Source organism: Pseudonocardia charpentierae (genome assembly GCF_031845345.1).
Classification (GTDB): Bacteria; Actinomycetota; Actinomycetes; order Mycobacteriales; family Pseudonocardiaceae; genus Pseudonocardia; species Pseudonocardia charpentierae.
The window spans coordinates 1-23,776 of sequence record NZ_JAVREJ010000043.1; the positions used below are offsets into that span (position 1 = coordinate 1).

The window sequence follows — 23,776 nt, forward strand, 5'->3', positions numbered from 1 at the left end:
TGGTTGTGGCGGAGGGGTAACGCCCGGTCCCATCCCGAACCCGGAAGCTAAGCCCTCCAGCGCCGATGGTACTGCACTCGCCAGGGTGTGGGAGAGTAGGTCGCCGCCGACATCAAACGTAAGAGAAAAGGCCCCCGCCGTTTGGCGGGGGCCTTTTTCTTTGGCGGCAGAACCGCGGCGTATGCTGACCACATGAGTATCGCGGATGGTTCCGGCGATAACCGTCCGCGAGATAATGATCGCGGAGCGGCGCGCGGAACCGGCCAGAGTTCGGGCAGTAAGCGGGATCGCGACGATCGGACCGCCGCGGCCCGCCGTGGCGGACCCGACCGGGGCGGCGCGAAGGGCAAGGTCGGCAGCGGCTGGGGCTCGACCCGTCGTGACGACGCCTCGGGTCGTCAGGGCGCCGGTCGCCCGGAGCGTCGCGACGACGAGCGTGGCCGGCCGAACTCGGATCGGCCCCGCTGGGGTCGGGACGAACGCTCCTCGGAGCGCCGCGGAGGTACCGGCGGCAGTGGCGGAGCCGGTCGTTCCGACGGTGGAGCGGAGCGCCGGTACGGGACATCCGGACCGCGTCGTGCCGATGGCGAGCGCGACAATCGCGGTGGCTACCGCAGCGACGACCGCCGTGGCGGCACGTTCGCCGGCGGCCGGCGCGACGATCGCCGGGCCGGCGACGACCGCGGAGGCCGCAGCTGGAACGACCGCGGCGACGACCGACGCAGAGACGATCGGCCGCGGGACGATCGGCCCCGCGACGACCGACCCAGGGACGACCGGCAGGGCAGAGGTCGCTCGGGCGGTTACCGCGGCGACGCCGACGCACGACCCCGGACGGATCGACCGGACCGCCCATCCCGCGACGACCGCGGCGGTTCCGGGAACCGGTACGGCAGTCGTGACGACCGGTCGAGCGGAAACAGCTCGGGATACCGCACGGACGACCGCGGATACCGCGGGCGGCCGACTTCTGGTGCCCGCTCCGACGACGGCGGATACCGCGGCGGAAAGCCGGACGACCGCCCCGCTGGCCGCGACGGATATCGCAACAATCGCGACGGATACCGTTCCGACGATCGCGGATACCGTGGCGGCAATAAGGACACCGCTGATCGACGATCGGGCGACAGCAATTACCGCGGAAGCTCCGATCACCGATCGGGAGATCGCACTCCGGGATATCGGGCATCCGACAGCGGGCGGTACCGCGAGGGCTCGCGGCAGGAGAGCGGAGCTCGGCGATACGACAGCGACGATCGCCGGCCTCGCGAGAACCGTCCGACCCGCGAGGGTTCGACGAACTTCCGGTCGGCCGAGCGACCGTCCGAGCGGTCGACGGACCGGCGCCCGGACGATCGCGGCTTCCGGAACCGGGAATCGCGTGAATCGGACGGCCGCAACCGTTACGAGGCGCGCGGCGAGAACGCACGGCCCGACCGCGACCGGCCCCGTGGACACCGCGACTCCGACGAGCGCAGCAGCGGATTCCGGTCCGGTGCAGCGGCTCGGGGATCGGACAGCCCGGGTGGAGCCGTCGACCGCCGGCCGCCACGCCGCGACGACCGTGGCGACCGTCCGTGGTCCGAGCGCTCCGGCGACCGCGATTCGCGAGGCACGCGCGACCGGTCGGCGGGAGAGCGTCGGCCCGACCGCGACCGCCGCACCTCCGACAGCGGACGCGGCGGCGCGGGGGAGCGCGGGCCCGGCTACAAGTCCGAGGTGCGCGAGCGCCGGGCTTCTGACGAGGTCCGGGTCGCGGAGCCGCCGCTGCCGGACGACGTGACGGCTGCGGAGTTGGACGCCGATGTCCGTCGCGACCTGCGCGGTCTGCAGAAGGAGACCGCCGAGACGGTCGCGCGGCACCTCGTCGCCGCGGGCTCGCTCGTCGACGAGGATCCGGAGCAGGCGCTGGCTCACGCCCGCTACGCCCGGTACCGCGCGTCGCGTATCGCCCTGGTCCGCGAGGCCGCCGGCATCGCCGCGTACCACGCGGGCGAGTGGGCCGAGGCTCTCGGGGAGCTGCGCGCCGCGCGTCGCATGGGCGGCGGTCCAGGGCACCTCGCGGTGATGGCCGACATCGAGCGCGCGCTCGGGCGCCCCGAGCGCGCCCTCGACCTCGCCCGCGGCCCCGAGGCGCGGGAGTTGAACAGGGCGGAGGCCATCGAGCTGGCGATCGTCGCCGCCGGCGCCCGCCGCGACCTGGGTGAGCTGGACGCCGCCGTCGTCGGGCTCCAGCTGCCCGAGCTGACTCCGGCGGCCCGCGACCCGTGGAGTGCCCGGCTCTTCTACGCGTACGCCGACAACCTCGCGGCGGCCGGGCGCGAGGCGGATGCCGTCGAGTGGTTCATGTACGCCGCGGATGCGGACGAGGCGGCCGAGACGGGCGCCGCTGCCAGGCTCGCGGAGCTGACCGGTGAGCCGCTCCCGGACGACGACGCCTCCTTCGAGGAGGACGACGTCCGGAGCGACGCCGTGGCCGAGGAAGCGCCGACCTCGATCGACGACGAGCCCTCTGTCGGCGACGACCCGACCGACGGCGCATCGGTCGTGGAAGACGTCGACGACGAGGCCGCCGTGGCCGCAGACGGTGTCGAGAGGGCAGCTGACGACGTGCCGAGCAGTGCGGCCGACCCGGTTGTCGCCGAGGCCGTTGTCCCCGATGCTGATGTCGTGGACGCCCCGGATCACGAGCCCGACACCCCGACCGACGATCGATGACCACCCTCCTCGACCGTCACGACCTCGTACTCGCCGATCTGGACGGCACGCTCTACCAGGGACGTGAGGCGATTCCGGGTGCCGTCGCGGCTGTGGTTGCGGCCGCGGAGAAGGGCGTCCGGACGCTCTACGTCACCAACAACGCGTCGCGTGCGCCCGGTGACGTCGCCGTCCATCTGGCGGAGCTGGGCTATCCGGCCGAGGCCGACGACGTCGCCACCAGCTCGCAGGCCGCAGCTGCGCTGCTGGCCGAGCAGTTGCCGGACGGGGCGAAGGTGCTCGTGGTCGGCACCGCCGCGCTGGCGGCGGAGGTCACCGCCGTCGGGCTCACGCCCGTCGACTCCGCAGACGGCGCCACCGCCGTCGTCCAGGGCCTCGACCCTGCGCTCAACTACGCCACGCTGGCCGAGGCCTGCGTCGCGCTGCGAGCCGGTGCGGTCTGGGTAGCGTGCAACGTCGACCCGACCCTGCCGAGCGAGCGTGGACCGGTGCCCGGCAACGGGGCGCTCGTGGCGGTCCTGCGCACCGCGACGCGGCTCGAGCCCCAGGTGGCGGGCAAGCCGGCCCCGGCGCTGATGCAGACCGCCGCGCGGCGCGTGGGTGCGACCGCGCCGCTCGTGGTCGGCGACCGGCTCGACACCGACATCCAGGGTGGTCGGGCGGCCGGTATGGCGACGCTGCTCGTGCTCACCGGTGTCTCCGACGCCACCGAGCTGCTGGAAGCGCCCGCGGAGGCCCGGCCGGACTACGTCGGCGCGGACCTCGGAGCGTTCGACCTCGACCCGGACACGCTGGCGGTGGGTTCCGGACCGGGCTGGACCGTCAAGGGCGGCGCTGACGGTCTCGTCCTCTCCGGATCCGGGGATCCGCTGGACGCACTGCGCGTGTTGTGCGTCCACCACTGGGACACGGGCGGCGGACCGCCCCGGGTGCGTGCCGACGGCGACGACGCGGCGTCCGCCCTGCGTGTTCTCGGTCTGCGCGACACGTCCGACAAGCGTGACGAGGTCGGGAGATGACCTTCCCGTCAGGTCCGCCGCGACCCGCCGACCCCCGCACTCTCCACCCCGCGCCCGAGGAGACGGTGGAGGCCGCGCTCGCCGCGCTGGACGGCCTCGCGGACCGGCCACTCGCCGAGCATGTCGCCGTCTTCGAGCAGGTGCACGCCGCACTCGGGCACGCGCTCGCGGACGGTGCCATGACCGAGGCGTCCGGCCGGTCGTGACGGCGGTGGTCACCCGCGCCCGCTTGGACGCCGAACTCGTGCGCCGGGGACTCGCCCGCTCCCGCCAGCAGGCTGCCGAGCTGATCGAGCAGGGCCGGGTCGCCGTGCGCGGCGTGCGTGCGGGCAAGCCGGCCACCGTCGTCGACCGCGACACGCCCGTCACCGTGCAGGAGTCGGACGAGCGGCAGTGGGCCTCCCGCGGCGCGCACAAGCTGATCGGCGCCCTCGACCACTTCGGCGACGTCGCCGTGGCGGGGGCCCGCTGCCTGGACGCCGGCGCCTCGACCGGCGGTTTCACCGACGTCCTCCTCGACCACGGCGCTGCCGAGGTCGTGGCGGTGGACGTCGGGTACGGGCAGCTCGTGTGGCGGTTGCGCTCGGACGAGCGGGTGCGGGTGCACGACCGCACGAACGTTCGCACGCTCACTCCCGACGACATCGGCGGCCCGGTCGACGTCGTCGTCGCCGACCTGTCGTTCATCTCCTTGCGCACGGTGCTGCCCGCCCTCGTCGCCTGCACCCGCCCGGGCGGGAACCTGCTGCCGATGGTCAAGCCGCAGTTCGAGGTCGGACGCGACCGGCTGGGTTCCGGCGGGGTCGTGCGCGATCCGGACCTGCGCCGTGCGGCCCTGGGTGAGGTTGCCGCAGCCGGGCGGGAGCTCGGACTGGTGGTGCGCGGTGCCGTCGCGAGCCCGCTTCCCGGGCCGTCGGGCAATGTCGAGTTCTTCCTGTGGTTCGTCCGTGATCCCGCCGCGGTGGACGTGGGCGACGACGTGTTGGACCGTGCCGTCGCCGAGGGGCCCCGATGACCCCGGCCGCGGTGAAGGAGCTGTGATGGCCCGCGAGGTGCTCGTCGTCCTGCACGCCGGTCGGGCGACCAACCGGTACACCGCCGCCGCCGTCGCCCGTCGCCTCGCCGCCGACGGTGTGCGGCTCCGGATGCTCGACGACGAGTGGAAGCAGGTCGCCCCGCTCCTCGGCGACCTGCCGCCGGACCTGATCCCGCGGGTGGTCGACGCCCGGCCGGGATGTGCGGAGGGGGCGGAGGTCGCGCTCGTGCTCGGCGGCGACGGCACCCTGCTGCGCGCCGCGGAGACCGCCCGGCCGGTCGGCGTCCCGCTGCTCGGGGTGAACCTCGGGCACGTCGGGTTCCTGGCCGAGGCCGAGCAGGAGTCCCTCAACGAGGCACTGCGGGCGATCATCGACGGCGGCTACGAGGTCGAGGAGCGGATGACCGTCGACGCCGTCGCGTTCGTCAACGGCGCCGAGATCGCGCGCAGCTGGGCGCTCAACGAGGTGTCGGTGGAGAAGTCCAGCCGCGAACGCATCCTCGAGGTGGTGCTGGAGGTCGACTGCCGTCCGCTCTCCGCGTTCGGCTGCGACGGCGTGCTGTGTTCGACACCCACCGGTTCCACCGCGTACGCGTTCTCCGCGGGCGGCCCGATCCTGTGGCCACAGGTGCAGGCCCTGCTCCTGGTGCCGAGCAACGCGCACGCGCTCTTCGCCCGGCCGATGGTCATCTCACCGGACAGCCAGGTGGCGATCGAGATCCAGCTCACCGGGCCGCCCGCCGTCCTCGACTGCGACGGTCGGCGCACCGCCGCGCTGCCCCCGGGCGCACGGGTCGAGGTCACGCAGGGGGCCACACCGGTCCGCATGGTGCGGCTGGACGGCAGGCCGTTCACCGACCGGCTCGTGCGCAAGTTCGACCTGCCGATCCGCGGCTGGCGCGGCGCCCCCCAACGCCCGGGCTCCCTCTAGCGCGGAGTGACAAGCCCGCCGAAGAGGGCCGGCCCCGGCACGTACGCTTTCCCCATGCTCGCCGAGATGCGGATCCAGGGCCTCGGCGTGATCGACGACGCGACCCTGGAACTCGACGCCGGCCTCACCGTGCTGACCGGTGAGACGGGCGCGGGCAAGACCATGGTCGTCACCGGGCTCACGCTGCTCGGGGGCGGCCGTGCCGAGGCGTCGCGGGTGGCGGACGGGGCCCGGCGAGCCGTGGTCGAGGGTCGGTTCACGGCGGACGCCGCCGCGATGAAGGTCGCCGACGAGGTGGGCGCCGAGGCGGACGACGACGGCGCGCTGATCGCGGTGCGGACCGTCGGCGCGGACGGGCGTTCACGGGCCCATCTGGGCGGCCGGGCGGTACCCGTCGGCGTGCTCGCTCGGCTGGCCGAGTCCGCGCTCGCGGTGCACGGACAGAACGACCAGCTGCGGTTGTTGCGGCCTGCGGAGCAGCGGGCGCTTCTCGACCGGTTCGCCAGCGACGCCGTGGGCACACCGCTGCAGCGCTACCGCTCGGTGCGGGCCGAGTGGCAGGCGGTCACCGCCGAGCTCACCGAGCGGCGCGACGGCGCGCGGCGGCTCGCGCAGGAGGCCGACCTGTTGCGCCACGGCCTCGTCGAGATCGAGGCGGTCGACCCGCAGCCCGGCGAGGACCGCGCGTTGACGGAGGAGGCGCGCCGGTTGGCCGCCGCGGACGACCTGCGCGAGGCGGCCGGCGCCGCGCGCGCTGCGGTCGCCGGGGGCGACGCGATGGACACCGTCGACATCGGCGGCGGTGCTGTGACGCTCGTCGGGGAGGCACGGCACCGGCTCGCCGCGTCCGGCGACAGCGCACTGGCAGCGCTGGACACCGTGCTCGGCGACGTGCTCGCGCAGCTCGACGACGTCGCGGGCGAGCTCACCGCGTACCTGGACCGGCTCGACGCCGACCCCGAACGGCTCGGCCACGTGCTCAGCCGGCAGGCCGAGCTGAAGGCGCTCACCCGCAAGTACGCCGCCGACACGGACGGCGTGCTCGCCTGGGCGGAGCAGGCCCGGCAGCGGTTGGAGCATCTCGACACCTCGGACGAGGCCCTCGCGGCCCTCGCCGGCCGGCGCGATGCCCTGGCCGGCGAGCTGGCCGAGCACGCGGCGACGGTGACCGTGGCCCGGACCGCGGCGGCAGACCGTCTGGCCGACGGCACCACCGCCGAGCTGGGCGGGCTCGCGATGCCCGACGCGCGGCTGCTGGTCGCCGTCACACCTCGCGCCGCCGCGCCTGGCGCCGCCGATGCGCTGCGCGTCGGCGACGAACTCCTGGCCGCCGGGTCGGACGGGGTCGACGAGGTCGAGCTCCGGCTGGTGGCCCACACCGGCGCCACTCCGCAGCCGTTGCACAAGGGCGCGTCGGGCGGTGAGTTGTCGCGCGTGATGCTCGCGCTGGAGGTGGCGCTGGCCGGGGCGGATCCGGTACCGACCATGGTGTTCGACGAGGTCGACGCCGGGGTGGGCGGCCGGGCGGCGGTCGAGATCGGCCGCCGGCTGGCCCGGCTGGCGGCGCGGCACCAGGTGGTGGTCGTGACCCACCTGGCGCAGGTCGCCGCGTACGCCGACCGGCATCTGCTCGTCGACAAGGCGCGGGCCGACGGTGGCCCGGCGCGCAGCCGCGTGCGCACGCTGGACGAGAACGAGCGGGTCGGCGAACTGGCGCGGATGCTGGCCGGGCTGGACGAGACGGACACGGGCCGCGCGCACGCCGAGGAGCTGCTGGCCGCTGCCCGGGCGCATCGGGCCGCCGATCGTCGGAGCGACGAGGCGCCCACGACCCCCTCGAGCCGACGGAGCCGGCGCGGGTCGGCGCACGTCCCGGCCTGACGCCCGACAGCGTCGTCCGGAACCCGCTGGACCGCCCCGACCCGGCGCCGCAGGATCACCCCGGTGTCGACCGCCACCCGCTCACCGCACTCCCTGGCCTGGCTCCCCGGCTTCGCGCTCCTCTCCGCCGTCTGGGGTTCCAGCTTCGCGCTGATCAAGATCGCGGTGGACGCTGGCGTCGCGCCGCCGTGGGTCGCCTTCGCCCGGTGCGCCGTCGGTGCGTTGACGCTGCTCGCGATCTGTGCGATCACCCGGAGCCCGCTGCCGCGCGACCGGATCACCTGGGGACACGCCGCCGTCGTGGCGCTGCTCGCCAACGCCGTCCCGTTCGTGCTGCTGGCGTACGGGGAACAGCACGTCGACTCGGTGCTGGCCGGGCTGCTCAACGCGACCACGCCCCTCATGACCCTGCTGTTCGTCCCGCTGCTGGTGCCCACCGAGCGGATCACGGCGCTGCGGATCGTCGGGCTGCTCGTGGGGTTCGCGGGCGTGTTGTGCGTGCTCGGCGTGTGGCGCGGCATCGCGAGCGCGACGGTCACGGGCACGCTCGCCTGCCTCGGCTCCACGGCCTGCTACGGAGCCGCCTTCGCCTACACCCAGCGCTTCTTCGCCGGTCGCACGGGTTCCGCCGCGGCGCTGTCGGGTGCCCAGCTCGTGTGCGCGAGCGCCGAGCTCGCGGTGGTCGCCCCGGTGCTCGCAGGCCTGCCGGCCTGGCCCGGTGTCCCGGCCGGCGTCGCACTGCTGGCGCTCGGCGCACTTGGCACCGGCCTGGCCTACGTGCTCAATCTCGGGGTCGTCCGGGCCGCCGGGCCGACCGTCGCCTCGACGGTCACCTACGTCATCCCGCTGTGGTCGACCGCGATCGGGGCCGTGCTGCTGGCGGAGCCGGTCGGCTGGAACACCGTCGCCGGCGGCGTCCTGGTGGTGACCGGAGTCGTCGTCACCCGCCTGCCCGGGCGCGCCTGACCGTCACGCTCCGGTGATCTTCGGCGTGCCTTGCCCGGCATATCGGCCTCCGGATGTCACAGTGCGTACATGAAGCTCTCCGGACTGTTGCATCGCACCCGGTCCGAGCTGCCCGGCGTCAGCGGTGTCGCCCGGGTCGACCGGCACACCGGTGCGCTCCTGCGCCGGCTCCGCCCGGGTGACGTCGTGGTGCTCGACCAGCTCGATCTCGACCGCGCGACCGCCGACGCCATGGTCGCCGCGGACGTCGCCGCGGTCGTGAACGCCGCTCCCTCCATCTCCGGGCGTTTCCCCAACCTCGGGCCCCGGATCCTCGTCGACGCCGGTATCCCGCTGGTCGACGCGGTCGGGGCCGAGGTGTTGCACGCCGTCAAGGACGGCGCCCGGGTACGCCTGCACGAGGGCGTGCTCTACGCGGGGGAGCAGGTGCTCGCCGAAGGTGTGGCGCAGACCGCCGACTCCGTGGCCGACGCGCTGGTCGAGGCCAAGTCGGGGCTGACCCACCAACTGGAGGCGTTCGCCGCGAACGCCATCGAGTTCATGCGCCGCGAGCGCGGGCTGCTGCTCGAGGGCGTCGGGGTGCCCGACATCCAGGTCGACCTGACCGACCGCGAGGTGCTGGTCGTCGCCGCCGGCTACGACCACATCGCCGACCTGGGCCGGTTGAGCCGGTTCATCAAGGAACACCGGCCGCGTCTGATCGGGGTCGGTGCCGGCGCCGATGCGTTCCTGGCCGCGGGGCACCGGCCCGACCTCATCGTCGGCAATCCGGCCGAGGTGTCGGACGAGGCGCTGACCTGCGGTGCGGACGTCGTCGTCCCCGCGTTCAGCGACGGCCACGCACCCGGCCTGCATCGCGTGCAGGACCTCGGTGCGGGAGCGGTGACGTTCCCGAGCTCGGCCAACCCCGAGGACCTCGCGCTGCTGCTGGCCCACCGCCACGGCGCCTCCATGATCATCACAGTGGGGCTCTCGGCGACCATGTCGGAGTTCCTCGACCGCGGTCGCTCGGGCAGCAACGCCTCGACCTTCCTCACCCGCCTGCAGACCGGCGGCAAGGTCGTCGACGGGCACCTGGTCGCGGCCCTGCACCGCAACCGGATCTCGGGCTGGCTCGTGGCGCTCCTGCTCGTCGCGGCCGCTGCGGCGGTGGTCGGCGCGCTGCTCGTGTCGCAGGCCGGCGACGGCGTGCTGGCGTGGGCCCAGCAGTGCATGTCGGTGGCGGTCGAGCTGGTCCGGGGTGGTCTGCTGTGATCTCGCTGCGCTACCACGCGGTGTCGATCGCCGCGGTGTTCCTCGCGCTCGCCGTCGGAGTGGTGCTCGGGTCGAGCGGCGTCTCCGACCGGGTGCTCGCGGCCGTCTCCACCCAGCGCGACGACCTGGGCGCGCAGGTGACCAGGCTGACCGCCGAGCGCGACGCGCTGGCCGCACAGGAACGGGGAGCCGACGAGTTCGCGTCCCGGGTCGGGCCGGCCGCGGTGCGTGGCCTGCTGGCTGGACAGACCGTCGCGCTCGTCGTGGCCGGTGCCGACGTGCAGGACCGCGACGCCATCACCGGCCTGGTCGACCAGGCCGGCGGGACCGTCACGGGTCAGGTCGAGCTGACCGATGCGGTCGGCGACCCCGCGCGCGCCGACCAGCTCCGCGAGCTCACCTCCCAGCTGCTGCCCGCGGGCGCGCAGCTGCCGGCGGCGTCGGACACGGGCAGCCTGGTCGGGGGACTGCTCGGCGGGGTGCTGCTGGCCCGCGACGGGCAGGCCCCGTCGGGCCGTGACGACGCCGACTCCGTGCTCACCGGCCTCACCAGCGCCGGATTCGTCCATCCCGGCCAGGTCCCGGGTGCGGCGAACCTCGTGCTCGTGCTCACCGGGGGCGCACAGGACGGGATCGACGCTGCCGACACCGCGGCCGTGTACGCACGGCTGGCCGCACAGCTGGACCTCGCGGGTCGCGGAGCGGTTCTGGCGGGGCGGAGCGGGTCGGCGGACGCCACGGGGGCGATCGGCGTCGCGCGGGCGGACCCGCAGGTGGTGGCGCGGCTCTCGACGGTCGACGACGTGCAGTCCGGCACGGGCCGGATCGCGGCGGTGCTGGCGCTGCACGAGCAGCTCGACGAGCGGGCGGGTAGCTATGGCACCGGAACGGGCGCGACGGACGGCGCGGCCCCCGCGGTCCGGGTCGTTCCCGGAGCCTGAGAGTCGGGTGCGGCGGCGGGACCGGGGCGCGGGGCTGTACGCTGAAAACCCGTGCAGCAACGCGCCACGCGTCATCTGTTCGTCACGGGAGGCGTCGCGTCCTCCCTCGGTAAGGGCCTGACGGCGTCCAGTCTCGGCCAGCTCCTCACGGCCCGCGGATTGCGGGTCACGATGCAGAAGCTCGACCCCTACCTCAATGTCGATCCCGGGACGATGAATCCGTTCCAGCACGGCGAGGTGTTCGTCACCGAGGACGGGGCCGAGACCGACCTCGACGTCGGGCACTACGAGCGGTTCCTCGACCGGAATCTGCACGGCCGGGCGAACGTCACCACCGGGCAGGTCTACTCGTCGGTGATCGCCAAGGAGCGCCGCGGCGAGTACCTCGGCGACACCGTGCAGGTCATCCCGCACATCACCAACGAGATCAAGGACCGCATCCTCGCGATGTCGGCCCCGGACGACGACGGCGTCACTCCGGACGTCGTGATCACCGAGGTGGGCGGCACCGTCGGCGACATCGAGTCGCTGCCCTTCCTGGAGGCCGCGCGCCAGGTCCGCCACGACGTCGGCCGCGACAACTGCTTCTTCCTGCACGTGTCGCTCGTGCCGTTCCTCGCGCCGTCCGGTGAGCTGAAGACCAAGCCGACGCAGCACTCCGTCGCGGCACTGCGCAACATCGGTATCCAGCCCGACGCGCTGGTGCTGCGCGCGGACCGGGACATCCCGGACGGCATGAAGCGCAAGATCTCGCTGATGTGCGACGTCGACCTCGACGGCGTCGCCGCCGCGCCCGACGCCCCGTCGATCTACGACATCCCTCGCGTGCTGCACCGCGAGGGACTCGACGCCTACGTCGTCCGCCGGCTCGGACTGCCGTTCCGCGACGTCGACTGGACGGTGTGGGGCGACCTGCTCGACCGCGTCCACGACCCCGACGAGACGGTGACGGTCGCGCTGGTCGGCAAGTACGTCGACCTGCCCGACGCCTACCTCTCGGTGACCGAGGCGCTGCGGGCGGGCGGGTTCGCGCACCGGGCGAAGGTGGAGATCCGCTGGGTCCAGTCCGACGAGTGCGAGACCCCGGCCGGTGCCGCGACGGCGCTCGACGGCGTGGACGGCGTCCTCATTCCCGGCGGCTTCGGTGTGCGCGGCATCGAGGGGAAGATCGGCGCGATCCGGCACGCCCGCACACGGGGCGTCCCGCTCCTGGGCTTGTGTCTGGGACTGCAGTGCATGGTCATCGAGACGGCGCGCCACCTCGCCGGGCTCGAGGGGGCGAACTCCACCGAGTTCGACCCCACCGCCCCGCACCCGGTGATCTCGACGATGGCCGAGCAGATCGACGTCGTGTCCGGCCAGCGCGACATGGGCGGCACGATGCGACTGGGGGCCTACCCGGCTCTGCTCGCCGAGGGTTCGGTGACCGCGGCGGCCTACGGCACCCGGGAGATCTCCGAGCGGCACCGGCACCGCTACGAGGTCAACAACGCCTATCGCGATCGCCTCTCCGAGGCCGGCCTGGTGATCAGCGGGACCCTGCCCGACGGCTCGCTCGTCGAGTTCGTCGAGCTGGCGGCCGAGGTGCATCCGTTCTTCGTCGGCACCCAGGCCCATCCCGAGCTCAAGAGCCGCCCCACGCGCCCGCACCCGCTGTTCGCGGCGTTCGTCCGTGCGGCGATCGACTACCGCGCCGCCGACCGGCTCCCGGTCGAGCTGCACCGTGAACGGGCGACGGTCGGTTCGGGTACAGGGGTGCAGTGAGCATCTCTTCGGTCGCCCCGCAGGTCTCCGCACCCCGTCACGACTTCGCCGTCGTCTCCAGTGACGACATCTACACGGGCAAGGTGCTCGCGGTGCGCCGCGACCACGTCCGCATGCCGGCCGGCGGCACGTCCGTGCGCGAGATCATGGAGCACGCCGGGGCCGTTGCGATCGCCGCACTGGACGACGACGACCGGCTGATGATGATCTACCAGTACCGGCACGCACTCGAGCGGCGCCTCTGGGAGATGCCGGCGGGCCTGCTGGACGTCGCGGGCGAGCCCGAGGTGGAGACGGCGAAGCGCGAGCTGGCCGAGGAGGTCGGTCTCGCCGCGGACGACTGGTCGGTGCTGATCGACGTGGCCCCGTCGCCGGGATTCTCGGACGAGAGCGTGCGCGTGTTCCTGGCGACCGGCCTGCACGACGTCGGCCGCCCCGACCTCGGCGCGGACGACGAGGAGGCGGACCTCGAGACCCACTGGATCCCGCTGGCCGACGCCGTCGCGATGGTGTTCGAGGGCACGATCGTCAACTCGAGCTGCGCGGCGGCGGTGCTGGCGGTGCACGCCGTCCGGAGCGGTGCGGCGCAGCCCCGTCCGGTCGACGCACCGTGGCCGGACCGGCCGACCCGGTTCGCCGCCCGGAAGGCCTGACGCGCCTCAGGGCCGCAGCGGCCGGCCGTGCCTGTCGGTCGGGCGTCCGGCGAGGATGACGATGCCGTCGATGAACGCCCACACGATCCCGATGCCGAAGAACAGGGTGAGCAGCAGCTGGGCCACGCCGATCCCGGCCTGGCCGGCGTACATCCGGCCGATGCCGATGGGCAGGAGCAGCTGCAGCAGGCCGGCGACGACCTTCGAGCGGTCCGAGTAGGGGAACCCGCTCACGGGATCGCGGCCGTAGGGCGCCTGCGGGTCGTAGCCACCGTGCGCGACCGGGCCCGGGTGCGGCATCGGACCCGGGTAGTGGGCCGGGGGGAAGGCGGCGGGGTACCCGCCCGTCGGGTACGGACCCGTCAGCTGGTGGCCGGTCGGATGCTGCATCGTCGGGTGAGCCGTCGGATACGGCCCCGCCGCATGGGCGGCGGCCGCGGGCGGCAGGTCCTCGAACAGCCGGTCGAGGTCCTGGGCGGTGCGCGCGGCGTACGCCGCCGTCATCCGCTCCTCGAACTCGTCGGGCTCGAGCCTGCCCAGCGCGAAGTGGTCGCCGAGCGCCTTGACCGCCTGCTCCCGCTCGACGGTACCGATGCGGATCGATCGCGGATCGGGTGTCGCCACGTCCTCGACGGTACCGCCGGAGCACGCCCACTCGCCGCAGGGATGAGGTCGCCGAGCCGGCCGCTGCGGCCCGGGGCCGTCAGTTCCCCTTCACGTTGACGACCTGCCGCAGCGTGTGGTCGATCGACACGAGGTCCGCGGCGTCTGCCATCACCGTGTCGATCGGCTTGTAGGCCTCCGGGTGCTCGTCGAGGAACGCGTCCGACCGGCCCCAGGCGATCCCCGTCATCGCTGTGTCGAGCGACTCGCGGCTGAACCGCTTCCGCGCCGCCGTGCGCGAGTAGTTGCGCCCCGCGCCGTGCGGGCTGGACCGCAGCGCCAGCGCGTTCCCCTTCCCGGTCACGACGAAGGACGCCGTGCCCATCGACCCCGGGATCAGCCCGCGCGCGCCCTCGCCGGCGTCGATGGCTCCCTTGCGCGACAGCCACACCTCCTGCCCGAAGTGGGTCTCGCGGGTGGTGTAGTTGTGGTGACAGTTGATCTCTTCCCGTCGCTCCACGGGCGTTCCGACGTGCTCCCCGACCGCCTCGACGCAGCGGTCCATGATCTCCTTGCGGTTGAGTCGCGCGAACTCCTGCGCCCAGCGCATCTCCCGGATGTAGGCGTCGAACTCGTCGCTGCCCTCCTCGAGGTAGGCCAGGTCGCGGTCGGGAAGGGCGACCGACCGGCGCTGCATCTGCCGCTGCGCGACCGCGATATGGGTGGTCGCGATCTTGTTGCCCACACCCCGCGATCCGGTGTGCAGGAAGATCCACACCCGGTCCCGCTCGTCGACAGTCACCTCGACGAAGTGATTGCCGGATCCGAGCGACCCGAGCTGCAGCGCCCAGTTGCCCGCGTACCGCGCCGGGTCGAATCCGGCCCGCGCGGCCAGCTCGGTCAGGTGCGCGACCCTCGGCGCGGCGGTCTCCTCGACCTTCCGGTTGTAGCGCCCCGCCGACAACGGGACCCGTCGCGCGATGGAGGCGTGCAGCTCCTGCAGGCCGCGGACCGTCAGGTCGGCGAGCGTGAACCCGGTCCGCACCGCCTGCATCCCGCAGCCGATGTCCACGCCCACCGCGGCCGGCATGATGGCGCCGTCCGTCGGGATCACACTGCCGACCGTCGCGCCCTTTCCGAGGTGCGCGTCCGGCATGAGGGCCAGGTGCGGTTGGACGAACGGCATCGCCGCGGTCGTCTCGGCCTGCCGGCGCGTGCCGTCCTCCAGCAACGACGCCCAGCTGTACAGCTTCGGCCCCAGCCGCTCCACCGCTCCTCCTCGCTCCCGCCGCGCGCCCGATCCGGCGCAGTGTGGGTGTCGCCCTCGACCGCGGGCAAACGCGTTCCGGCGGACCGGCGTCGCTCTCGTTACGCTCCGCCGCATGCGCTTCGGACTCTTCGTGCCCCAGGGCTGGCGGCTCGACCTCGTCGGCATCGACCCCGCGGAGCAGTGGGCGGTCATGCGGGACGTGGCCCGCCGTGCGGACGAGGGGCCGTGGGAGTCGGTGTGGGTCTACGACCACTTCCACACCGTGCCCCAGCCCACCGACGAGGCCTGCCACGAGGCGTGGACGTTGATGGCCGCGCTCGGGGCGGTCACCGAGCGGGTCCGCCTCGGCCAGATGTGCACCTGCATGAGCTACCGCAACCCCGTCTACTTGGCCAAGGTCGCCGCCACCTGCGACATCGTGTCCGGTGGCAGGGTGGAGATGGGCATCGGAGGCGGCTGGTACGAGCACGAGTGGCGCGCCTACGGCTACGGGTTCCCGTCCGCGGGCGTCCGGCTCGGGATGCTGGACGAGGGCGTCCAGATCATGCGCCAGGCCTGGACCGAGGGCCGGGCCACGCTGCACGGCAAGCACTACCAGTTCGACGGCGCGATCGTGCGGCCGCTGCCGTTGCAGGAGGGCGGCATCCCGCTGTGGATCGCGGGCGGCGGCGAGAAGGTGACGCTCAAGATCGCCGCGAAGTACGCGCGGTACACGAACTTCGACGGCACGCTCGAGGGCTTCACGCGCAAGTCCGAGCTGCTCGCGGGGCACTGCCGCGACGTCGGCACCGACTTCGACGCGATCACCCGCTCCGCCAACTACAACGTCGCGATCGGTGCCACCGAGGCCGAGGTGGAAGACCGGCTGCAGCAGCTCAAGGCCAGGATCGCGCCGTTCGTCGGCGAGGAGAGGGCCGAGGCCCAGCTGGGCGGGTTCCGCGGGCTGCCGGCTTGCGGCACTCCCGAGCAGATCGTGGAGAAGCTGCGCAAGCTCGAGGCGGCGGGGATGGCTTACGGGATCTTCTACTTCCCGGAGGCCGCCTACGACCGGTCCGGGATCGAGCTGTTCGAACGCGAGGTCGTCCCGGCGCTGAGCTGACCCGGACCGCTGAGCGAATCGGGCCGACCGTGCCACGCCCCTCGGATGTCGTCGAGGCCTTCCTGCACCACCTCGCGGTGGAGCGCGGCAGCGCCACGAACACGTTGCGCTCGTACACGGTCGACCTCGAGCGCTACGTGGTGCACCTGCGCGCCGTCGGCGTCGACGATCTCGCCGCCGTCCGCGAGGAGCACGTCACCGGCTTCGTCGTCGTGCTGCGCACCCCGGCCGAGGGGCGGCCCGCGCTCGCCGCGTCGTCGGCTGCGCGCGCGCTGGCGGCGGTCCGCGGGCTGCACCGGTTCGCCGCGCGCGACGGCCTGGTCCCCGCCGACGTCTCCCGTGCCGTCACCCCGCCCGCACTGCCGCGACGGCTGCCGCGGACGCTGAGCGTCGACGAGGTCGACCAGCTGCTCGCGGGCTGCCCTGGCGACGATCCCGCCGCGCTGCGGGACCGGGCGCTCCTGGAGGTGCTCTACTCCACCGGCGCGCGGATCTCGGAGGCCGTCGGGATCAACCTGGACGACCTCGACACCCGCGCCCGCACCGTGCTGCTGCGCGGGAAGGGCGGCAAGCAGCGGCTGGTGCCGGTCGGCCGCCCGGCGCTCGCGGCCGTGGAGGCCTACGTCGTGCGGGCCCGGCCCGCCCTGTCGACCCGCGGCCGGGGTTCGCCCGCCCTGCTGCTGAATGCGCGCGGGGCGCGGCTGTCGCGGCAGAGCGCCTTCCACGTGCTGCGTGCGGCCGCCGAGACGGCAGGCGTGGCGCGCGACGTCTCGCCGCACACGCTGCGGCACTGTTTCGCGACGCACCTGCTCGCGGGCGGTGCGGACGTCCGCGTGGTGCAGGAGCTGCTCGGGCACGCGTCCGTGGCGACGACGCAGCTCTACACCCACGTGACCGTGGACACCCTGCGGGAGGTCTACGCCACCTCTCACCCGCGCGCTCTCGGCTGAGCGCCCCGCGACGTGCAGAAATCCCGTGAATACGTGCCGGTTCGCACGGCGAGGCGCGTTGCCGCCCGCGTCGACGGCCTCCTACTCTCAGCCGTTGATCCCGTCCGGGATCGTTCGCGAGAAACCGGAGCCCGCATGGACAGGACGCGGCCGACCGACCCTCGACGGGAGGATGGCCCCGAGGACGACACCGAGGCCGCCGCGGGTGTGGATGCCTTCGGCATCCCCGAGCCCGCCCCGCTGACCGAACACGGACCAGCTCGCGTGATCGCGGTGGCGAACCAGAAGGGCGGCGTCGGCAAGACGACGTCCACGATCAACCTCGGCGCGGCGCTCGCAGAGCACGGCCGCAAGGTGCTGCTCGTCGACTTCGACCCGCAGGGGGCACTGTCGGTCGGCCTCGGCGTGCAGCCGCACCAGCTCGACAGCACGGTCTACAACCTGCTCATGGAGCGCGACTCCGAGATCGACGAGGTGATCCGGGAGACCGGCGTCGAGAACATGGACCTCCTGCCCAGCAACATCGACCTGTCGGCGGCCGAGGTGCAGCTGGTCTTCGAGGTCGGGCGCGAGCAGGCGCTGGGCCGGGCGCTCAAGCCGGTGCTCGACCGCTACGACATCGTGCTGATCGACTGCCAGCCCTCGCTGGGCCTGCTCACGATCAACGCCCTGGCGTGTGCCGACACCGTGCTCATCCCGCTGGCCTGCGAGTTCTTCAGCCTCCGCGGCGTCGCACTGCTGATGGACACCATCGACAAGGTGCGCGACCGGCTCAACCCGAACCTGGACATCCTGGGCATCCTCGCCACGATGTTCGACCCGCGCACCCTGCACACCCGCGAGGTGCAGCACCGGGTCCGGGAGGCGTTCGGCGACCTGGTCTTCCGGGCGGTGATCAACCGGACGGTGCGGTTCCCGGAGACGACCGTGGCCGGCGAGCCGATCACGACGTGGGCGCCGACGTCGGCAGGTGCGATCGCGTACCGGCTGCTGGCCCGCGAGGTCCTCGCCCGGTGACGCTGCTCGCCGAGAACGGCGCCGCCGGGCCGGCCGCTGACGACTCCGGGGCGCCGCCGCGGTTCACCGTCCACCTCGACAACTTCACCGGCCCGTTCGACCTACTCCTGCAGCTGATCGGCAAGCACCAGCTCGACGTCACCGAGCTGGCCCTGCACCGGGTGACCGACGACTTCATCGCCCACCTGACGGCGCTCGGCGACGACGCCGACCTCGACGAGACCTCCGAGTTCCTCGTCATCGCGGCGACGCTGCTCGACCTGAAGGCCGCCCGGCTGCTGCCCGATGCGGAGGCGAACACCGAAGACGGCGACGACGCACTGCTCGAGGCCCGCGACCTGCTGTTCGCCCGGCTGCTGCAGTACCGCGCCTACAAGCAGGTCGCGGGGCTGTTCGTCGAGCTGGAGGCCACGGCGCTGCGCCGATTCCCCCGCTCGGTCGCGCTGGACGAGCAGTTCGCGGGACTGCTGCCCGAGGTGCTGCTGGGCGTCGACCCGGCGCGATTCGCCGACCTCGCGGCCGCGGTGCTGCGTCCCAAGCCGCCGCCCACGGTCGGTGTGGATCACCTGCACGCGCCGACCGTCTCCGTCGCCGAGCACGTGGCCATCCTGCGCGAGCGGCTCGCCGAGCTGAGCGAGGCGACCTTCGCCGCGCTGACCGCCGACTGCGTGAGCGCCCTGGAGGTGATCGCCCGGTTCATGGCGGTGTTGGAGCTCTTCCGCGAGGCGACGATCCAGCTGGACCAACCCGAGTGCTTCGGTGAGCTGACAGTCCGCTGGACCCCACCCGGGGGGTTGACGGTGCCAGAGGAGAATACGGCGGGTGACGACGACCGACGGGCCTGACCTCGGCGACGTTCCCGAGCTCGCCGATCCGGGTGCGTTCGAGTCCGCGCTGGAGGCGTTGCTGCTCGTCGTCGACGCCCCGACCGAGGACGACGCCCTCGCCGCCGCGCTGGACCAGCCCGTCGCCCGCGTCCGGGCGGCGCTGATCGTGATGGCGCAGCGCTACGCCGCCGAGGGCCGCGGGATCGACCTGCGCCGGGTGGGGGAGGGCTGGCGGTTCTACACTCGCGACACCTACGCCCCCTACGTCGAACGACTGCTGCTCGGCGGCCAGCGCGCCAAGCTGACCCGCGCGGCGCTGGAGACCCTCGCCGTGGTCGCCTACCGCCAGCCGGTGACCCGTGCCCGCATCGCGGCGGTACGCGGTGTGAACTGCGACGGCGTGCTGCGTACCCTGGTGACGAGAGGGCTCGTCGAAGAGGCGGGCGTGGACGGCGCGACGCAGGGGACGCTGTTCCGTACGACCGAGCTGTTCCTCGAGCGGCTGGGACTGTCGTCCGCGGACGACCTGCCGCCGCTCGCGCCCCTGCTGCCCGACGTCGACGCCATCGATGCGATCGACGCGGGCCTGAAGACCGGAAGAGGACAGTGAACCACCCCCAGGACAAGCCGGACGGTGTCCGGTTGCAGAAGGTGCTCGCCCAGGCGGGTGTGGCGTCCCGCCGTGCCGCCGAGGAGCTCATCGCCGCGGGCCGGGTGAGCGTCGACGGCAAGATCGTGCGCGAGATGGGCCGGCGCATCGACCCCGACACCGCCGTCGTGCACGTCGACGGCGGACGCATCATGGTCCGCGACGACGTCGTGCACCTGGCGCTCAACAAGCCGTTCGGGATGCTCTCGACGATGTCGGACGACCAGGGGCGGTCGTGCGTCGGCGACCTGATCATGGAGCGCGCGGAGCTGATCAACCGCGCCGGCCGACTGTTCCACGTCGGGCGCCTCGACGCCGACACCGAGGGCCTGCTGCTGCTGACCAACGACGGCGAGCTCGGTCACCGGCTCATGCACCCGTCGTACGAGGTGCCGAAGACCTACCTCGCGAAGGTGCACGGGAACGTCGCCCGCGACGTCGGCAGGCGGCTGCGCGAAGGCGTCGAGCTGGACGACGGCATGGCGACGGTCGACTCGTTCAAGCTGGTCGACAACCTGTCCGGGCACTCGATGGTCGAGATCGTGCTGCACGAGGGGCGCAAGCACATCGTGCGTCGGCTGCTCGACAGCGTCGGCTACCCCGTGGAGCAGCTGGTCCGCACCGCGATCGGCCAGGTGCAGCTGGGCAACCAGCGTCCGGGCAAGGTCCGGCCGCTCACGGTCTCCGAGGTGGGCCAGCTGTACCGGGCTGTGGGCCTGTGACGGGCCCGCTGCCCCACGGGAAGCTCCGGGGTGTCGTCGCGATGGACGGCCCCTCGGGCACCGGCAAGTCGACCGTCTCGCGGCGGTTCGCCCGCGCCGGCGGTGCGGCCTACCTCGACACCGGCGCGATGTACCGGGCGGTGACGCTGGCCGTGCTGCGCGCCGGACTCGACGCGTCGGCGCCTGAACACGAGGTCGTCGCCGTGGCGCGGTCGGCGCGGCTGCGCTCGGGTACGGACCCGGATGCGCCCTGCATCGAGCTCGACGGCGCGGACGTCGAGGCCGAGATCCGCGGCGGCCCGGTCACGCAGCTGGTCAGCGCGGTCTCGGCACATCCGGCCGTGCGCGACCTGCTCGTGGAGCGCCAGCGCGAGCTGGTCGCGGAGGCGCTGTCGGGTACCGGCGGCGCCGTGGTCGAGGGGCGCGACATCGGCAGCGTCGTGCTGCCGGACGCCTCGCTCAAGGTCTATCTCACGGCGCCGGCCGAGGTCCGGGCCGCGCGGCGGGCCGCACAGGACCGCAAGGCCGGGCGGGTCGCCGACCTCGACGCCGTGCTCGCGGATGTCCGCAGGCGCGACGACCTCGACTCCACCCGTGCCACCTCACCACTGCACGCCGCACCGGACGCCGTGGTGCTCGACACGGACGGGCTGAGCGTGGACGCCGTGCTCGCCCGGCTGAAGGAGCTCGCGCACGAGCGCGGGCTGCTGACGTGACCGCCGTGCTGATCCCTGGGCGGACATCCGCGTCCGTCCCTGCCGTCGCGACATCCGATCTGCCTCCCGGTACGTCTCCGCGGTTGCACGACCTCGCCCGGTGGGTCGGCAGCTGGTGCTTCCGGCCGGTGCTGCGCGTGCGGGTGCACCACGCCGAGCGGATCCCGGCGACGGGCCCGGTCGTGCTGGTCGCCAACCACACCGCGTTCGTCGACGGGCCCCTGCTGCTGGGGCTGATCGGGCGCCGGGCGGCGTTCCTGACCAAGCGGGAGATGTTCCGCGGACCGCTGGCCTGGCTGCTGCGCCGGATCGGCCAGCTCGCCGTGCGCCGCGGAGAACCGGATCCCGCACCCCTTCGCGCGGCGGTCGGAGTGCTGCGGGGCGGCGGGATGATCGGGGTGTTCCCCGAGGGCACCCGTGGGGCGGGCGACGTCATGGCCGCACAGCACGGCGCGGCCTGGTTGGCCCGTGCCACCGGGGCCGCGGTACTGCCGGTCGTTGTCCGGGGGACCCGGCGCCATGAAGGTCTGCGCCGACGGTTCCGGCCGCGGGTGGACGTGCTGGTCGGTGTGCCGCTGACGGTGGCGCCCGGCGGCGGCCGCGCCGGACTGACCGGCGCCACCGAGACCGTCCGCGCCGCGCTGGCCGGACTGGTCGTCGAACTGGACGAAAGACGGAGCAACAGTGAGTGACCAGGATGACGTCGCGTACATGACGCGGCTCGGGATCGACCCGGGCGACTTCGTCGCCGACGACGGTCCGCTCGGAGACAGAGACGGAGACGGAGACCTCGACGAGGCGTCCGACGACGAGGTGCTGGCCGCGGCGCCGGTGCTCGCCGTCGTCGGGCGCCCCAACGTCGGGAAGTCGACCCTCGTCAACCGCATGCTCGGCCGCAGGGAAGCGGTGGTGCAGGACATCCCCGGCGTCACCCGCGACCGGGTCGCCTACGACGCACTGTGGAACGGGCGCCGGTTCACCCTCGTCGACACCGGCGGTTGGGAGCCCGACGCCACCGGACTGCAGGCCGCCGTCGCCGAGCAGGCGGCGCTGGCGATCCAGACCGCCGACGCGGTGCTGCTCGTCGTCGACGCGAGCGTGGGCGCGACCGCCACGGACGAGGCCGTCGCCCGCGTGCTGCGCCGCAGCGACCGTCCGGTCCTGCTCACTGCCACGAAGGTCGACGACGACCGCCTCATGGGCGACGTCGCCGCGCTGTGGCGCCTCGGGCTGGGGGAGCCGTACCCGGTCAGCGGCCTGCACGGCCGTGGATCGGGCGACCTGCTCGACGCGATCCTGGAGGCGCTGCCGGAGAGCCCGCGCGACACCTTCGGTACCGGCACCGGCGGCCCGCGCCGGGTCGCGCTGGTCGGCAAGCCGAACGTCGGCAAGTCCAGCCTGCTCAACCGGGTGTCGGGGGAGACCCGCTCGGTGGTGCACGACGTCGCCGGGACGACCGTCGACCCCGTCGACTCGCTCGTCGAGATGGACGGCGAGGTGTGGCGCTTCGTCGACACCGCCGGCCTGCGCAAGCGCGTCAACTTCGCGAGCGGCATGGAGTACTACGCGTCGCTGCGCACGCGGGCGGCCATCGAGGCGGCTGAGGTCGCCGTCGTCCTGATCGACGCCTCCGAGCCGATCGCCGAGCAGGACCAGCGCGTGATCACGATGGTCGAGGAGTCCGGCCGCGCTCTCGTGCTCGCGTTCAACAAGTGGGACCTCGTGGACGAGGACCGGCGGATCGCGCTCAAGCGCGAGCTGGAGCGGGACCTCGTCCGGGTGCAGTGGGCCGAGCGCGTCAACGTCTCCGCCCTGACCGGGCGGGCCGTCGCGAAGATCGCCCCCGCACTCCGCACCGCCCTGGCGTCCTGGGACATGCGCATCCCGACCGGGCGGCTCAACGGTTGGCTCTCCGACATCGTCGCCGCGACCCCGCCGCCGGTGCGCAGCGGCAAGCAGCCCAAGATCCTCTTCGCGACGCAGGCGAAGACGCGTCCGCCGACCTTCGTGCTGTTCACCTCGGGCTTCCTCGAGGCGGGCTACCGCCGGTTCCTCGAGCGACGGTTGCGCGAGGAGTTCGGCTTCACCGGCACGCCGATCCGGCTGTCGGTGCGGGTGCGGGAGAAGCGGGCCCGCAAGCGCTGAGTGGAAGTACTCGGTTGGGACCGATTCGGCTCCCGTCGCCCGCCGAGCCCAGGAGGCTCGCCGGCATGACCGAACTCTCTCCCACCACCGCCCCTCCACTGCGGACGGACGACGACGTCGCCCGCCGCGTCGCGGACCTCCTCGGGCGTGCGGCGCGCGACGACACCCTGTGGCTGCTGTTCGTCGACGGCGATGATCGTCAGGCGCCCGTGATGATGCCCGTCGAGGAGATGTCCGGGCCGCCCGACGACGAGTTGATCGCGGCGCTGGGCGACGTCATCGACGGGATTCTGCCCGACCTGACCACTCCGGCAGGCGTCGGTTCCGTGGTGTTCGTCCGGGAACGTCTAGGGGCCGACTACGTGCTTCCGGCCGACCGTGCCTGGGCCGACGCGCTCGTCGCGATGTGCCGGAAGCGTGGGATCCGCATGCGCGGCGTCCACCTGTCGACCCCGCGCAGGTCGCAGCGCGTCTCGTGACGCCCGTTTCGGACCTCGACCAGGAAGTGGGCGCGTTCCGCGACCGGTCGCTGACCGGCGAGGCGTTCCCCTACGTCTTTTTGGACGCGACCTACTGCAAAGCTCGGGTGAACCACCGCGTGGTGTCTCAGGCGGT

Annotated in this window: 23 protein-coding genes, 1 rRNA gene and 1 pseudogene; 23 read left to right on the plus strand and 2 right to left on the minus strand. The window is 73.3% G+C overall.

What is annotated here, in order from left to right:
- From rrf to RM445_RS30140, 12 genes are all read left to right on the plus strand, one after another.
- Window positions 1-112 (plus strand): 5S ribosomal RNA (rrf, locus tag RM445_RS30085); the annotation flags it as partial.
- 1,607 nt (window positions 113-1,719) lie between these two features.
- A complete protein-coding gene (locus RM445_RS30090; protein ID WP_311560257.1) occupies window positions 1,720-2,718 on the plus strand; it encodes a tetratricopeptide repeat protein in 999 nt (332 codons plus the stop codon).
- Window positions 2,715-3,737, plus strand: a complete 1,023-nt coding sequence (locus RM445_RS30095) for an HAD-IIA family hydrolase (protein WP_311560258.1) — start codon at window positions 2,715-2,717, stop codon at window positions 3,735-3,737. Before RM445_RS30090 ends, RM445_RS30095 begins: the two co-directional genes overlap by 4 nt.
- Window positions 3,734-3,943: a hypothetical protein gene (locus RM445_RS30100; RefSeq protein WP_311560259.1), complete on the plus strand. Its 210-nt coding sequence runs from the start codon at window positions 3,734-3,736 to the stop codon at window positions 3,941-3,943. Before RM445_RS30095 ends, RM445_RS30100 begins: the two co-directional genes overlap by 4 nt.
- A 5-nt stretch (window positions 3,944-3,948) precedes the next feature.
- Entirely contained in the window at window positions 3,949-4,752 is an 804-nt protein-coding gene (locus tag RM445_RS30105; protein WP_311560279.1) for a TlyA family RNA methyltransferase, read from the plus strand.
- Window positions 4,753-4,777: 25 nt separating this feature from the next.
- Window positions 4,778-5,704 (plus strand): NAD kinase, encoded by a 927-nt coding sequence (locus RM445_RS30110; protein WP_311560260.1) that lies wholly within the window; start codon window positions 4,778-4,780, stop codon window positions 5,702-5,704.
- A gap of 54 nt (window positions 5,705-5,758) precedes the next feature.
- Window positions 5,759-7,585 (plus strand): DNA repair protein RecN, encoded by a 1,827-nt coding sequence (gene recN / locus RM445_RS30115; RefSeq protein ID WP_311560261.1) that lies wholly within the window; start codon window positions 5,759-5,761, stop codon window positions 7,583-7,585.
- Window positions 7,586-7,648: 63 nt separating this feature from the next.
- Entirely contained in the window at window positions 7,649-8,551 is a 903-nt protein-coding gene (locus RM445_RS30120; protein ID WP_311560262.1) for a DMT family transporter, read from the plus strand.
- Between the two features lie 69 nt (window positions 8,552-8,620).
- A complete protein-coding gene (gene steA / locus RM445_RS30125) occupies window positions 8,621-9,805 on the plus strand; it encodes a putative cytokinetic ring protein SteA (protein ID WP_311560263.1) in 1,185 nt (394 codons plus the stop codon).
- Window positions 9,802-10,746, plus strand: a complete 945-nt coding sequence (locus RM445_RS30130; protein ID WP_311560264.1) for a copper transporter — start codon at window positions 9,802-9,804, stop codon at window positions 10,744-10,746. Before steA ends, RM445_RS30130 begins: the two co-directional genes overlap by 4 nt.
- A gap of 51 nt (window positions 10,747-10,797) precedes the next feature.
- Window positions 10,798-12,510 carry a CTP synthase gene (locus RM445_RS30135; RefSeq protein ID WP_311560265.1) on the plus strand — a complete coding sequence of 571 codons (1,713 nt, stop codon included), beginning with the start codon at window positions 10,798-10,800 and terminating at the stop codon, window positions 12,508-12,510.
- Window positions 12,507-13,163, plus strand: coding sequence for an NUDIX hydrolase (locus tag RM445_RS30140; protein WP_311560266.1), 657 nt, complete (start codon window positions 12,507-12,509; stop codon window positions 13,161-13,163). The genes RM445_RS30135 and RM445_RS30140 overlap by 4 nt, the downstream gene beginning before the upstream one ends.
- Window positions 13,164-13,169: 6 nt before the next feature.
- Here RM445_RS30140 and RM445_RS30145 read toward each other — a convergent pair whose 3' ends face one another.
- Together RM445_RS30145 and RM445_RS30150 are read right to left on the minus strand one after the other, a co-directional pair.
- Window positions 13,170-13,787: a DUF1707 domain-containing protein gene (locus RM445_RS30145; protein ID WP_311560267.1), complete on the minus strand. Its 618-nt coding sequence runs from the start codon at window positions 13,785-13,787 to the stop codon at window positions 13,170-13,172.
- A gap of 79 nt (window positions 13,788-13,866) precedes the next feature.
- Window positions 13,867-15,036 carry an RtcB family protein gene (locus RM445_RS30150; protein ID WP_311560268.1) on the minus strand — a complete coding sequence of 390 codons (1,170 nt, stop codon included), beginning with the start codon at window positions 15,034-15,036 and terminating at the stop codon, window positions 13,867-13,869.
- Window positions 15,037-15,148: 112 nt separating this feature from the next.
- Between RM445_RS30150 and RM445_RS30155 the strand changes: the two genes are divergently transcribed.
- The 11 genes and pseudogenes from RM445_RS30155 to RM445_RS30205 all read left to right on the plus strand — a co-directional run.
- The gene (locus RM445_RS30155; RefSeq protein WP_311560269.1) at window positions 15,149-16,135 is read left to right on the plus strand and encodes an LLM class F420-dependent oxidoreductase; all 987 of its coding nucleotides are present in this window, start codon (window positions 15,149-15,151) and stop codon (window positions 16,133-16,135) included.
- 29 nt (window positions 16,136-16,164) lie between these two features.
- A complete protein-coding gene (gene xerD / locus RM445_RS30160) occupies window positions 16,165-17,085 on the plus strand; it encodes a site-specific tyrosine recombinase XerD (protein WP_311560270.1) in 921 nt (306 codons plus the stop codon).
- A gap of 135 nt (window positions 17,086-17,220) precedes the next feature.
- Window positions 17,221-18,102 carry a ParA family protein gene (locus RM445_RS30165; protein ID WP_311560271.1) on the plus strand — a complete coding sequence of 294 codons (882 nt, stop codon included), beginning with the start codon at window positions 17,221-17,223 and terminating at the stop codon, window positions 18,100-18,102.
- Window positions 18,103-18,104: 2 nt separating this feature from the next.
- Window positions 18,105-18,947, plus strand: a complete 843-nt coding sequence (locus RM445_RS30170; protein WP_311560280.1) for a segregation and condensation protein A — start codon at window positions 18,105-18,107, stop codon at window positions 18,945-18,947.
- Window positions 18,925-19,539, plus strand: a complete 615-nt coding sequence (gene scpB, locus RM445_RS30175; RefSeq protein WP_311560272.1) for an SMC-Scp complex subunit ScpB — start codon at window positions 18,925-18,927, stop codon at window positions 19,537-19,539. Before RM445_RS30170 ends, scpB begins: the two co-directional genes overlap by 23 nt.
- Entirely contained in the window at window positions 19,536-20,300 is a 765-nt protein-coding gene (locus tag RM445_RS30180) for a pseudouridine synthase (protein WP_311560273.1), read from the plus strand. The genes scpB and RM445_RS30180 overlap by 4 nt, the downstream gene beginning before the upstream one ends.
- Window positions 20,301-20,341: 41 nt before the next feature.
- Complete coding sequence (gene cmk, locus RM445_RS30185) at window positions 20,342-21,016, plus strand: (d)CMP kinase (RefSeq protein ID WP_311560274.1); 675 nt, start codon at window positions 20,342-20,344, stop codon at window positions 21,014-21,016.
- An 83-nt stretch (window positions 21,017-21,099) separates the two neighbouring features.
- Window positions 21,100-21,708 (plus strand): lysophospholipid acyltransferase family protein, encoded by a 609-nt coding sequence (locus tag RM445_RS30190; protein ID WP_311560275.1) that lies wholly within the window; start codon window positions 21,100-21,102, stop codon window positions 21,706-21,708.
- A 19-nt stretch (window positions 21,709-21,727) separates the two neighbouring features.
- Entirely contained in the window at window positions 21,728-23,161 is a 1,434-nt protein-coding gene (der, locus tag RM445_RS30195; RefSeq protein WP_397469438.1) for a ribosome biogenesis GTPase Der, read from the plus strand.
- A 65-nt stretch (window positions 23,162-23,226) separates the two neighbouring features.
- Window positions 23,227-23,640 carry a hypothetical protein gene (locus tag RM445_RS30200; protein ID WP_311560278.1) on the plus strand — a complete coding sequence of 138 codons (414 nt, stop codon included), beginning with the start codon at window positions 23,227-23,229 and terminating at the stop codon, window positions 23,638-23,640.
- A gap of 14 nt (window positions 23,641-23,654) precedes the next feature.
- Window positions 23,655-23,776 (plus strand): annotated as a pseudogene (locus tag RM445_RS30205) (transposase); the annotation flags it as partial.